The organism is Bradyrhizobium sp. UNPF46, assembly GCF_006658625.1.
GTDB classification, from domain to species: domain Bacteria; phylum Pseudomonadota; class Alphaproteobacteria; order Rhizobiales; family Xanthobacteraceae; genus Bradyrhizobium; species Bradyrhizobium nitroreducens.
In genome coordinates this window covers 1-11,750 of the sequence record NZ_LFJB01000010.1, presented here as the reverse complement: position 1 = coordinate 11,750, position 11,750 = coordinate 1, and the positions used below count along the sequence as shown (strand labels likewise).

Sequence of the window (11,750 nt, the reverse complement as noted above, 5' to 3'; positions counted from 1 at the left end):
GATCCGGGACCCATACGCCGCAGCAGGAGTTTGGCGACGACTCGGAGTTACCAGTCAGCGCTACAACCACTGCCTGTGGTTATGGGTCCCTGCGCCCGTGCGCAATTGCGCACTAGGCAGGGACGACCGCGAGCAGGTGGCGCGATCGCGCGTCCAATTACGCCGCGCGAATCTGCGCGAGGAAGCGATCCACCTCATCCCGCAGCCGCTGCGACTGTTTCGACAGCTCGACCGCCGAACCCAGCACTTCCTCCGCCGCCGTACCCGTCGCGGCGATGCCGGCGGTGACACCGGAGATGTTTTGCGAGACCTCGCCGGTGCGGGCGGCGGCCTGCTGGACGTTCTTGGCGATCTCCTGCGTCGCGGTGCCCTGCTGGCCGACGGCAGCGGCGATCGCGGCGGAGATTTCATCGACTTGCTGGATCGTCGCGCAGATCGACTGGATGCCGTCCACCGCGCCGGTGGTCTCACCCTGCACCGCCGTGACCTGCGCCCCGATCTCCTCTGTCGCCTTCGCGGTCTGGGTCGCGAGTGCCTTGACCTCGGAAGCGACCACGGCAAAGCCGCGGCCGGCTTCGCCCGCGCGCGCCGCTTCGATCGTCGCGTTCAGCGCCAGCAGGTTGGTCTGTCCGGCGATGCCGTTGATGAAGGAGACGACGTCGCCGATCTTCTGTGCGGCCTCCGCCAGGCTCTGCACGCGCGCATTCGACTGCCTGCCGTCGCTGGCGGCCTTGCCGACCACCTCGGTGGCGTGAGCCAGGCGCCGGCTGATCTCGGTCATCGAGGAGGACAATTCCTCGGCCGCTGCCGCGACGGTCTGCACATTCTCCGAGGCCAGCGCCGAAGCCGAGGACACCGCGCCCGTCTGCTGCCGGGACTGCTCGACGATCGCCGACATCGAGCGCGCCGTGTGCTCCATCTCGACCGCGGCCGCGGACACCGTGGTGACGACGTCGCGGATGCTGGCCTCGAAATTGTCGGCAAGCGCGGCGAAGGCGCGTCGCTTCTCCGCTTCCGACTGCGCCTTGGCTTCCAACTGCTCGGTCTGGAGCGCGTTGAATCTCACGGCATTGTCGCGGAACACCGTGACCGCCTTCACCATCGCGCCGACCTCGTCATTCGCCTTGCTGGTGGGAACGGCGACGTCGGTGCGCCCGTCCGCGAGTTCGCGCATGACGGACGTGATGGAGATGATCGGACGCGAGATGCTGCGGGCGATGAGATAGCCGACGATCGCGGCCAGCACGAGGCCGAGTGCGGCGATGCCGATGGCGAGCAGCCAGGCACGGTCGGCGGAGGCTTCGTAATCGGCATTGTCCATTACCAATTCGACGGCGCCGAGCGGCTTTCCGGAGAAGTCCTTGATCGGTCCGAGCAGCGATGCGACCGGAATATTGTCGAGCCTGGCCTGCTTCACGGTGAAGCTGCCTGCGGTGGCGCGGCCATAATCGGCCGCCTCGAAGAAGCTCTTGCCCTTCAGCGTGCCGCCGAACAGCTTGAAACCCGCGCCGTCGGCAAGATGGAAGGCGATGTCGACGTGGCGGTTGGTCTTGAAATCGTCGAGGAAGGACTGGCCGAAGGTCAGGCCGAATTCGACCGTGCCGAGTTGCTTGCCCCCTTGCGCGATGGGCACCACGCCTCGGATCCCGAGCCCGGCCACGCCGCCCTCGAGCCCGACCACGATCTTGTGCTCCTGATTGGCGACCAGGACCGTCTTGCGGAAGCCGGAGAGATCATCGCCGAACTTCGCGGGCTGATGCACGCGCAGGAACGAGGTCGCCGGCGCCACATGGAACTGGAACTGCTCGACCCCGTATTCCGATTTGGTGGCGGCGAACACCGGCCCGAACAGGGCCATCAGCGCGTTGCGGTCCTGCCTGGCCATCGCATCCTGCGTCGCCGGCATTGCGGCCACCACGGTGCTCATGGCGGCGGCGCGGTGCGACTCCTCCGCGATCCGCGACAGCAGGGCATCGTAATGACTGCGCAGCTCGCGCTGGTCGGCGCGGTCGATGATCCCGGCGATGATCCACATCGCCCCCAGCACGGCGAACAAGGCAGTCGCCGCCGCCGTCACCGCGAGGGCAACCGTGATCCGCATCCTGAGGCCGAGGCTCGCGCGCATGTCCGACTCGTTCTTTGACCGTTGGTTAAGAACGCTTATCAAGTTCTCGCTAAGAGAGCGTGAACGGGATACCGTCGGAGCGCGGTGGTTGTGGGGGCGCGCCTAATAGCCCCTGGCCCGGTCCACCACGTTCTCCAGCGCACCTCGCGCCTCGAACCGCGCGATCTGCTCGGCGACATAGACCGAGATCGCGTCCGCATCGGTGTCGGCGGCGTTGTGCGGCGTCAGCACCACCTTGGGGTGGGTCCAGAACCGGCTGTCCGCCGGCTGTGGCTCCTGCACGAAGACGTCGAGGGAGGCGGCGCCCAGCGTGCCGTCGTCGAGGCAGGCCAGGATATCGGCTTCGTTCTGCAAGCCGCCGCGGCCGGCATTGATCAGCACCGGCGCGCCGAGCGGGCTGTTGCGGTTGAGTTTCGCGAAGAGCTCGCGGTTGAGGATGCCGTGCGTCTCAGGCGTCAGCGGCAGCAGGCAGACCAGGATGTCGGTCTTGCTCAGGAAGGCATCGATCTGCTCTGCGCCGTGGAAGCATTCGACGCCGTCGATCATGCGTGGGCTGCGGCTCCAGCCGGCGACCCGGAAGCCGAGCCGCCGCAGCACGTCGGCCGCGTCCGCGCCGAGCGTGCCCAATCCCATGACGCCGACCGTCACCGCGCTGGCCGGCCATTGATATCTGGGCTCCCAGCGTTTTGCGCGCTGAGACTCCCGCAAATAGAGCTCCTGGCGGTGGTGCATCAGCACGTGCAGCACGACATATTCGGTCATGCGGCCGGTCAAGTCGGGCACGGCGACGCGGACCAGCGGCACGTCAGGCAGGCTCTTGTCCGCCATCAGCGCATCGACGCCTGCACCCAGATTGAAGATGGCCCGCAGATTGGGAAACGAGCCGAGATCGCCGGGCACAGGTTTCCATACCGCGGCATAGTGCACCTCGGCCGGATCGAGCCCGGCATCCGGCAGCAGCACCACGCGGCGACCGCCGCAGACCGTGTCGAACCGGGCCTTCCAGCGCTCCGGCAGCCAGTTCTGCTGCGTGCTGTTGATCAGGACGGCCAGTGTGCCCATGGTCATTCGAAGTGCCTCGTCAGGTTCCGCTCAAGAAGGCCCTCTTGGCACGACCCGCCGGCTTTTTCCTGCTATTTTTTTCCGCAGCCCTGTCGGAGCGGGGCAGAGTGAACCGTCTTCAGAACAAGACACGAGGAAAATGTCGCCCATGCTTTATGCAATCCTTTGCTATCACGATGAGGACTTCGTCGGCTCCTGGAGCAAGGAGCAGGACGAGGCCGTCATGAAGAAGCTCGCCGTGGTGCAGGAGAGGCTGACCAAAGAGGGCCGGCTCGGGCCGGTCGCGCGGCTGTTGCCGACCACGGCAGCGGCGACCTTGCGCAAGGAAGATCCGCCGCTGGTGCTCGACGGCCCCTATGCCGAGACCAAGGAGCAGCTGCTCGGCTTCTACATCGTCGACTGCAAGAACCTCGACGACGCGCTCGACGTCGCCCGCGACCTCGGCGCTGCCAATCCTGGCGGCGCCTATGAGGTGCGCCCCGTCGGCGTGTTCCGGCCCGGAGGGAATCTGACGTGAGCGAAGCCGATACCGGCTGGATCGAGACCGCGCTGACCTCGGCGCGCCCCCAGGCGGTCGGTGCGCTGCTGCGTTATTTCCGTGATCTCGACACCGCCGAGGAGGCATTCCAGAACGCCTCCTTACGCGCGCTCAAGAGCTGGCCGCAGAACGGGCCGCCGCGCGATCCCGCGGCCTGGCTGATCATGGTCGGCCGCAATGCCGCGATCGACGAGGTGCGCCGGACCCGCAAGCAGCAGCCGCTGCCGGAGGACGACCAGGCGATTTCGGATCTCGACGACGCGGAGGGCGCGCTGGCCGAGCGGCTGGACGGGTCGCATTATCGCGACGACATCCTGCGGTTGATGTTCGTCTGCTGCCATCCGCAGCTGCCGGCGACGCAGCAGATCGCGCTGGCGCTGCGCATCGTCTCGGGCCTCACCGTGAAGCAGATCGCGCGCGCCTTCCTGGTCTCGGAGGCGGCGATGGAGCAGCGCATCACGCGCGCCAAGGCCAGGATCGCGGAAGCCGGCGTGCCGTTCGAGGCGCCCGGCGCCGTCGAGCGCTCGGAGCGGCTCGCGGGCGTCGCGGCGATGATCTACCTGATCTTCAACGAGGGCTATTCGGCGAGCGGCGACACCGCGGCGATCCGCACACCGCTGTGCGAGGAGGCGATCCGTCTGGCCCGCCTGCTGCTCCGGCTGTTTCCGAGCGAGCCCGAGATCATGGGGCTCACCGCGCTCATCCTGCTGCAGCATGCACGCAGCGCCGCGCGCTTTGCGGCGGACGGCACGCTGATTCTGCTGGACGACCAGGACCGCTCGCTGTGGAACGGGACCATGATCGCGGAGGGGCTCGCGCTGATCGACAAGGCAATGCGCCATCGCCGCAGCGGTCCCTATCAGATCCAGGCCGCGATCGCCGCGCTGCATGCGCGCGCCAAGACGCCCGAAGAAACCGACTGGGCCCAGATCGACCTGCTCTATGGCGCGCTCGAGCTGGTGCAGCCTTCGCCCGTGGTGACGCTCAACCGTGCCGTCGCGGTCTCCAAGGTGCGCGGGCCGCAAGCTGCGCTCGATCTGATCGAGCCGCTGGCGCCGAAGCTCGCGAGCTACTTCCACTTCTACGGCGTGCGCGGCGCCTTCCTGATGCAGCTTGGCCGCAGCGACGAGGCCCGGATCGCCTTCGATCGCGCCATTGCGCTCGCCAACACCTCCGCGGAAGCCGCCCACATCCGCATGCATCTCGATCGCCTGATCCGGGACAGCCAGCCGAAGGCAAAGCAAGGCGCGAAGGCGACCTGACGCGCGAGACCCTCTCCGCCGTCATGCCCGGCTTGACCCGGGCATCCACGCCCGGCCATGACGAAAAGATTCGTCCGCCCTTGTCGGCCCCCGCCGTTCCCGTTCGTCCTTTGCCCGTATCCACGGAGCCATCCATGCTGAAAGCCATTGCCATCATCGCCATCGTGCTCGCCGCCGGCCTAGCCGGGGTTCTCGTCTTCGCCTTGACGAAACCCGACACATTCCGCGTCGAACGCTCGCTCGCCGTGAAGGCGCCGGCCGATGCGATCTATCCGCAGGTGGCCGATTTCCGCCGCTGGACCGGCTGGTCGCCCTATGAAGCCCGTGATCCCGCCATGAAGCGGACCTTCGGCGGAACCGCTGACGGAAAAGGCGCGACCTATGCCTGGGACGGCAACAACAATGTCGGCGCCGGCCACATGGAGATCCTCGAGGCGAGCGGGCCATCAAGGCTTCGCATCAAGCTCGATTTCGAGCGGCCGTTCGAAGGCCACAACACCGCCGAGTTCACCTTTGTGCCGCAAGGCGATGCCACTCTGGTCACATGGGCGATGTACGGTCCGGCTCCGTTCATGTCCAAGGTCATGCAGGTGTTCATCGACATGGACAGCATGATCGGCAAGGATTTCGAGGCCGGCCTCGCCAGCCTGAAGAAGCTGACCGAGAAGCAATAAGCTTCACTGCAAACGAAGAGGAGAGAAAACGATGCTCAATGCCTATCTGTTCTATCAGGACACTTGCGAAGCCGCGTTCAACTTCTACGCCAGGATTTTGGGCGGCAAGATCGACGCGATGATGCGCTCATCGGATGCGCCGCCGGACACGCCTGCCGCGCCCGGCCGCGAGAAGACGATCATGCATGCGCGGATGTCGCTGCCCGACGGCAGCGTGCTGATGGCTTCCGACGTGCCGCCCGAGCACTTCAGCAAGCCGCAGGGCTTTTCGATCTCGTTCACGGTTAAGGACCCCGCAGACGGTGAGCGCAAGTTCAATGCGCTCGCCGACGGCGGCACCGTCACCATGCCCTTCAGCAAGACGTTCTGGGCCAAGGGCTTCGGCATGTGCGTCGACAAGTTCGGCATTCCCTGGATGGTGAACTGCCCGGCGGAAGGAATGTGACGCGTAAGACTGCGCACATGATTGATTGAGCAACGGTCCCCTCTCTCCATCGTCGCGGGAGAGGGGATGAATGGATTTGTCGCGTCACGCTCGGAACGGTCGCGAGCCGCTCAGCGGATCGATCCGGTCACGTCTTCGTCCTGTCGCGGCTGAACGCAGCGCGGGCAGATCACGAGCTTGGTGCCGAGCTGCTTGTCGCGCTCCGCTTCGATCTCGTCATACACCGCCCACCACGCTTCCGAGTATGGCCGCAAGGTGCCGAGCACTCTTTCGCGCTCCTGATTGGGATCGTTCGCGGCCGGCGCAGGGGGCGGTGCGCGCCGCTTGCCGACATGGGGGCGGTGCAAGCTCTTGTTGGGGTCTTGGCCGAGGCCGTCCCAAGCGATCGGACGACGCTCCTGCGCCGGCGCGACTGCACATCCAAGCAGCGCTGTGCAGAAAGTGAGCAAGACAATGCCGTGTCGCATCATGCCGGATCCAGACCTCGGTGCGTAACGTGCAAGCGCCGTTTAGGAAGCTCACATCGCGTCGATCAAATGGAACTTAACGCAAATCGGTTGGCCGGCATGGCCGCGGAATGAACGAACGATTCACATCACTTTGTGCGAGCAGTGAGGCCGCTTCGTGAAACAATGCGGATCGCATTGCACAACAATTGGCGCAATATTGGGCTGTGATCTGCACGTTAGAATCGCTATTGGTGATTCATAAAATCTACAAACTGGGGTGGACGTCACTTGGAAGGGGAGCGACCGATGGCGGCGGCGCTACAGATCAATTTTGCCCTATGGGGGATGCTTATCTGCGCCAGCATGAAGCTGGTGCCGGTGATTCAGACTCTCTACTGAAGGCAGCCACAGCGTGATGGCGTAGAGCCCGGTGCGAATAAATCGCCAGCACCAGGGAACCTGCCTTACGGCCTCGGGCCAGCCAAGTGCCTTCAAGTCAGGCGCCCTTCATGTGACGCGGTTCACAGGAGTCATCGACGTCACATTCGTGGCGGCTGTCGGACGCGTCAGCGGCAGCGCGGGTAGATCGCGGCGAGATCGCGCCCTTTCAGCAGGAGCAAGCGCGAGGTGAGGCCGCCGCGGCGGCTGATCCAGTCGCGTACCGGGCCGGGATAGGCCGCAAGCACTGCAACCGATGCTTCCGGCTCGGCATAGAAGCGACCGCGCCGGTCCACCGAACGTGCCGCGTGGAAGCCGAGCACGGCGCGCTTGGTGACGCAGATGCGCTCATCCGGCACGATGCTGAGCACCAGTGTGCAGGCGGACAGGCAGGGACCGTCGATGACTACGCGCTCGCCGCTCTCGCGCACCTTCTCGAACAGATCGAGGAACGGTCCGACCTGTCCCCCCGGAGACTGGATGATGCGGATTTCGGCGACGGCAGGGGTGATGGCGACGAGCACGGATGCGAGCATCAGGACCTTGAGGAAAATGACGCGTCGCATGGCACTCTCCACGAATTCGATTCCGGTGGGCAAAGCGTAGCGTGCCCACCATCTGCACCGCAAAATTCGGGATCGATGGTGGGCACGGCGCGTTGCGCCTTTGCCCGCTCTGCGAATCCCGTGCCTATCCGTTCCGCCTTTGCCCGCGCAGCGTCGGCAGGCCGATACCCGCCGCATCGAAGCCGCCATCAACGGCCAAAATTTGTCCGGTGATGTAGCTCGCGCTGCCCGAGCAGAGGAAGTAGATCGCTTCGGCAAGCTCTTCCTCGAGGCCGTAGCGGTTGAGCGGAATGGCGTCGTGATAGTCGGCGCGGATCTCCCTGCTGTGCACCTGCTTCGCCATCGCCGTGTCGACCGGTCCCGGCGCGACCGCGTTGACGCGGATGTTGAGCGAGGCGAGCTCGACCGCGAGCTGCTTGGTCAGGTGCGCCAGCCCGGCCTTGCTGGTGCCGTAAGCCGAGCGCAGGGTCGAGGCGCGCACTGCCGAGATCGAGGTGATGTTGACGATGGCGCCGCCATGGCCCTCGCGCATCAGGGGCACCGCCGCCTTGGTGCAAAGGAAGGGACCGGTGAGATTGACTTCGAGCACGCGGCGCCAGTCGATCTCGGATGTTTCCATCAGCGGCGCGAACACCGCGATGCCGGCATTGTTGACGAGCGCATCCAGGCGGCCGAACCGGCCCGCGACCGCCTCCATTGCATCGCTCACTGCGGCTGCGTCCGAGACGTCGCAGGTCAGTGCCAGCGTCGCCTCGCTTTGGTCGATTTCGGCGACCGCCCGGCCGAGCAACTCGCCCTCGATGTCGAGCAGCGCCACACGCCAGCCCTCGGCCAGGAACTTCTTCGCGGTCGCGAGCCCGATGCCGCGCGCGGCTCCAGTGACGAGAGCGACTTTGGTGGGCGTGGGGGTCATGACGGGGTCCTTTGCTCGAACCCGCGGCATGACAGTTTAGCTGGCCCCGCGCAAGGGATCAGAACTTGGGGCCGACATATCGGAGACGGTTGATATCGGACTGCCCCTGTTCCGGAAATTCCAGCGTCGGCGTGACGTGGCCGACGAGGATGCCCGGTGTCACAGCAGTCTTGATGTATTTGGACTCGCCGGCAGACAGCTGGAATGACACCGCATTCTCGACCTCGGTTGCCGTCGTCACGACATACTTCCCCGGGGGACGGTCGACAAAAGTGAATCCGCCAGGCACGGACCTGCCGACGACTTCGTTGTTCATCCGGATCTCAGGCTGAACAGCCGATCCAACGAATTCGCCCGGCCGGGTGAAGTACACTCGGCCCAGGCCCGGCTTCAATGGCGGCATCTGGAAGGCCGGTTCGTCCAGGCCCCGTGGGCTCGCGCAACTCGCCAACAAAAATCCGACAAGCAAAAGGGGCAGCGCCCCGATCTTCGACCTCATATGCCCCCGTCCCAAATATCGGAGCGCCCAGCTCCAAATCAGCGGCAAACGGCGAGCAATTGCCTCGCCGTTTCCTCGCCCCACGGACTTGATTAGGCATACACGCCTTGATTGTGCAACCGTTTTTCAATCCGCAAGCACAGCGGGTATCTATGGCTGCACGTACGTGTCCATCGGGCAGCGCTGGCTGCGCCGACTATGCCAGCTCCGCCGACGCCCGCTGCATGTTGGCCGACATGTCCGCCGTCACGATGCTCTGCTCCTCGACCGCGGCGGCGGTGGAGGCAATGAACGCGTTGACGCCGGCGATCGCGACCTTGATCGCGGTCAGGGAGCTGGCGACGTCGCCGGAGATGGTATTCAGCGCGTCGATTTCGGACGTGATCGTATCGGTCGCCTGCTTGGCTTGACTTGCAAGATTCTTCACCTCGGAGGCGACCACGGCGAAGCCCCGGCCCGCTTCGCCCGCGCGGGCCGATTCGATCGTGGCGTTGAGCGCGAGCAAATTGATCTGGCTGGTGATGCCGGAGATCATCTCGACGATGCCGCTCATGGCCTGTGCGGCCGCGGTCAGCTTCTGGGCCTGGCCGTCGGCGGATTCGACGCGGTTGGTCGCGACTTTGGAATTCTCGCGCGACTTCGCCATGGTCTCGGAGATCTCGCGTATCGAAGCGCTCATCTGCTCGCTGCCGGCCGCGACCGCCTCGATCAGCCCGCGCGCGTTGTCGGCCTTCTTGCGGCCGATCGCCTGCGCGGTGATGTCGGTGGCGTATTTCACCACCTTGTAGGGCTTGCCGTTCAGATCGAAGATCGGGTTGTAGGACGCCTGGATCCAGATCTCGCGGCCGCCCTTGGCGATGCGCTTGTATTCGGCGGCCTGGTATTCGCCGCGGTTAAGCGCCTCCCAGAACTGGCGATAGGCGAGCGAATTCTTCTCGTTCGGCTCGACGAACATGGAGTGGTGCCGGCCCTTGATCTCGGCGAGCGAATAGCCCAGAGCCTTCAGGAAGTTCTCGTTGGCGGTGCGGATCGTGCCGTCCATGTTGAATTCGATCACCGCCTGCGACTTCTGGATCGCGGCGAGCTGGCCGTCATTGTCGGCCGCCCTCATCTTCTGCGCCGTGACATCGGTCGCGAACTTCACCACCTTGAACGGCTTGCCGTTCTCGTCGAGGATCGGATTGTAGGTCGCGATGATCCAGATTTCCTTCGCCCCCTTGCCCAGCCGCTTGTATTCGGCGGCTTCGAATTCGCCGCGGTTCAGCTTGGCCCAGAACGCGGCGTAGGCCGCACTCGTGCGGTCCTCGGGCGTCACGAACATGCTGTGATGCCTGCCCTTGATCTCGTCGAGCGAGTAGCCCATCGCATTCAGGAAGTTCTCGTTGGCGCTGATGATGGTGCCGTCCATCTGGAACTCGATCACGGCCTGCGCGCGGTTCACCGCGGCGATCTTGCCGGAATCCTCCATGGTCTTGATCTTGTACGCCGTGATGTCGGTGGCGAACTTGATGAAGCTGACCACCTTGCCGTTCTCGTCGCGCAGCGGCGCGTAGGAGGCGTGGATCCAGAGTTCCTTGCCGCCCTTGCCGAAACGCTTGTATTGCGTGGTCTGGAACTCGCCGCGGTTCAGGCTGGCCCAGAAGTCGCGATAGCGGGCGCTCTCTCGCTCGGCCGCGCTGACGAAGATGCTGTGGTGCTTGCCCTTGATCTCGGCCAGCGTGTAGCCGCTCATCTTGAGCAGGTTCTCATTGGCATCGAGGATGGTGCCGTCGAGACCGAATTCGATCACGGCCTGCGACCGATCGAGTGCCTCGACCTCCGTGATCGCGTGCCTGACCTTCTTGCTGTGGAAATTGAACACGTGAGCTCCGCAATCCCCCGGGAGCGAATCGGCAGCATCGGCGTACCGCTTCCCCCGCCCGAAAATTTGCATGCTCTCCTTGAGCGTTTGTAAACTGAGACAAGGGCTGCGGCCGGTTCCGCAATTTCACGTGCGTCAGCCAACTATTTCAACCGGCGAGGGTTCTCGCTCCATATGCACGGCGGAAGTCACATCGCGGGTTCGTATTCTTACGGACGGCATGCGAATTATTTTTCGCGGCGTCTCGACGAAGTTCCCGCAGGCGGACCGTGGCGGCGACATCCGCGTCGCCTCCGACCGGGGATGACCGCCAAGAAAATCTTCTCGCCCGTGTCGGCCTCGCGGCGCCGCGTTCGTCTTACAGGGGCACCGCCGTCATTCCGGGAACGCGATTTCGGCTTGGCCGGAAGGTCGGGAGTAACAAGGACACCCCATGCGATTCATGATGCTGATGATCCCGCTCGGCTACGAAGCCGCGCCGCCGGACGTGCAACTCGATCCCGAACGTGTCGCCGCGATGATGCGCTACAACGAGGCGCTGAAGGACGCCGGCGTGCTGATCACGCTGGACGGGCTCCATCCGCCGTCGATGGGCGCACGCGTTTCGTTTGCGACCGGTGAGCCCATGGTCACGGATGGCCCTTTCGCCGAGGCCAAGGAAGTCCTGGGCGGCTACTGGATGATCGAGGTCGCCTCGCGGGCGGAGGCGATCGCCTGGGCAAAGCGATGCCCGGCCTCGCCGAACGAGATCATCGAGATCCGCCAAGTGCAGGAAATGGCCGACTTTCCGCCTGACGTGCAGGCGGCGGCCGCCGGCTTCGACGAGCTGAAAGCCTAGAGCATTTTCGGTTCTGATTGAATCAGAACCGAAGCTCTAGATTCTTGTTTTGACGCGTTTTCTTCACGCGAACCGGTGTC

The 11,750-nt window shown here is 64.7% G+C and carries 12 protein-coding genes; 5 read left to right on the top strand and 7 right to left on the bottom strand.

Annotated features, from left to right (window positions below; genetic code table 11):
- Positions 1-157: 157 nt before the first annotated feature.
- Both UNPF46_RS05770 and UNPF46_RS05765 read right to left on the bottom strand, forming a co-directional pair.
- Positions 158-2,125, bottom strand: coding sequence for a methyl-accepting chemotaxis protein (locus tag UNPF46_RS05770; protein WP_161497245.1), 1,968 nt, complete (start codon positions 2,123-2,125; stop codon positions 158-160).
- 102 nt (positions 2,126-2,227) lie between these two features.
- Complete coding sequence (locus UNPF46_RS05765) at positions 2,228-3,193, bottom strand: 2-hydroxyacid dehydrogenase (RefSeq protein ID WP_142249391.1); 966 nt, start codon at positions 3,191-3,193, stop codon at positions 2,228-2,230.
- 142 nt (positions 3,194-3,335) lie between these two features.
- On the opposite strand from UNPF46_RS05765, the gene UNPF46_RS05760 reads away from it, so the two are divergent.
- The 4 genes from UNPF46_RS05760 to UNPF46_RS05745 all read left to right on the top strand — a co-directional run bounded on the left by UNPF46_RS05760 (position 3,336) and on the right by UNPF46_RS05745 (position 6,106).
- The gene (locus UNPF46_RS05760) at positions 3,336-3,704 is read left to right on the top strand and encodes a YciI family protein (protein ID WP_100177645.1); all 369 of its coding nucleotides are present in this window, start codon (positions 3,336-3,338) and stop codon (positions 3,702-3,704) included.
- The gene (locus tag UNPF46_RS05755; RefSeq protein WP_142249390.1) at positions 3,701-4,987 is read left to right on the top strand and encodes an RNA polymerase sigma factor; all 1,287 of its coding nucleotides are present in this window, start codon (positions 3,701-3,703) and stop codon (positions 4,985-4,987) included. The genes UNPF46_RS05760 and UNPF46_RS05755 overlap by 4 nt, the downstream gene beginning before the upstream one ends.
- A gap of 134 nt (positions 4,988-5,121) precedes the next feature.
- Positions 5,122-5,661, top strand: a complete 540-nt coding sequence (gene kdpF, locus UNPF46_RS05750) for a K(+)-transporting ATPase subunit F (RefSeq protein ID WP_100177643.1) — start codon at positions 5,122-5,124, stop codon at positions 5,659-5,661.
- Positions 5,662-5,692: 31 nt separating this feature from the next.
- Complete coding sequence (locus UNPF46_RS05745) at positions 5,693-6,106, top strand: VOC family protein (protein ID WP_142249389.1); 414 nt, start codon at positions 5,693-5,695, stop codon at positions 6,104-6,106.
- A gap of 110 nt (positions 6,107-6,216) precedes the next feature.
- Here UNPF46_RS05745 and UNPF46_RS05740 read toward each other — a convergent pair whose 3' ends face one another.
- From UNPF46_RS05740 to UNPF46_RS05720, 5 genes are all read right to left on the bottom strand, one after another.
- Positions 6,217-6,576 (bottom strand): hypothetical protein, encoded by a 360-nt coding sequence (locus tag UNPF46_RS05740; protein WP_142249388.1) that lies wholly within the window; start codon positions 6,574-6,576, stop codon positions 6,217-6,219.
- A 545-nt stretch (positions 6,577-7,121) separates the two neighbouring features.
- Entirely contained in the window at positions 7,122-7,559 is a 438-nt protein-coding gene (locus UNPF46_RS05735) for a hypothetical protein (protein WP_142249387.1), read from the bottom strand.
- 124 nt (positions 7,560-7,683) lie between these two features.
- Positions 7,684-8,472: an SDR family NAD(P)-dependent oxidoreductase gene (locus UNPF46_RS05730; RefSeq protein WP_142249386.1), complete on the bottom strand. Its 789-nt coding sequence runs from the start codon at positions 8,470-8,472 to the stop codon at positions 7,684-7,686.
- 58 nt (positions 8,473-8,530) lie between these two features.
- The gene (locus UNPF46_RS05725) at positions 8,531-8,971 is read right to left on the bottom strand and encodes a DUF2846 domain-containing protein (protein WP_100177639.1); all 441 of its coding nucleotides are present in this window, start codon (positions 8,969-8,971) and stop codon (positions 8,531-8,533) included.
- A 196-nt stretch (positions 8,972-9,167) separates the two neighbouring features.
- Complete coding sequence (locus UNPF46_RS05720; RefSeq protein ID WP_142249385.1) at positions 9,168-10,832, bottom strand: methyl-accepting chemotaxis protein; 1,665 nt, start codon at positions 10,830-10,832, stop codon at positions 9,168-9,170.
- A 433-nt stretch (positions 10,833-11,265) separates the two neighbouring features.
- Here UNPF46_RS05720 and UNPF46_RS05715 point away from each other — a divergent pair, with 433 nt between their 5' ends.
- Complete coding sequence (locus UNPF46_RS05715; protein ID WP_142249384.1) at positions 11,266-11,670, top strand: YciI family protein; 405 nt, start codon at positions 11,266-11,268, stop codon at positions 11,668-11,670.
- Positions 11,671-11,750 lie beyond the last annotated feature (80 nt).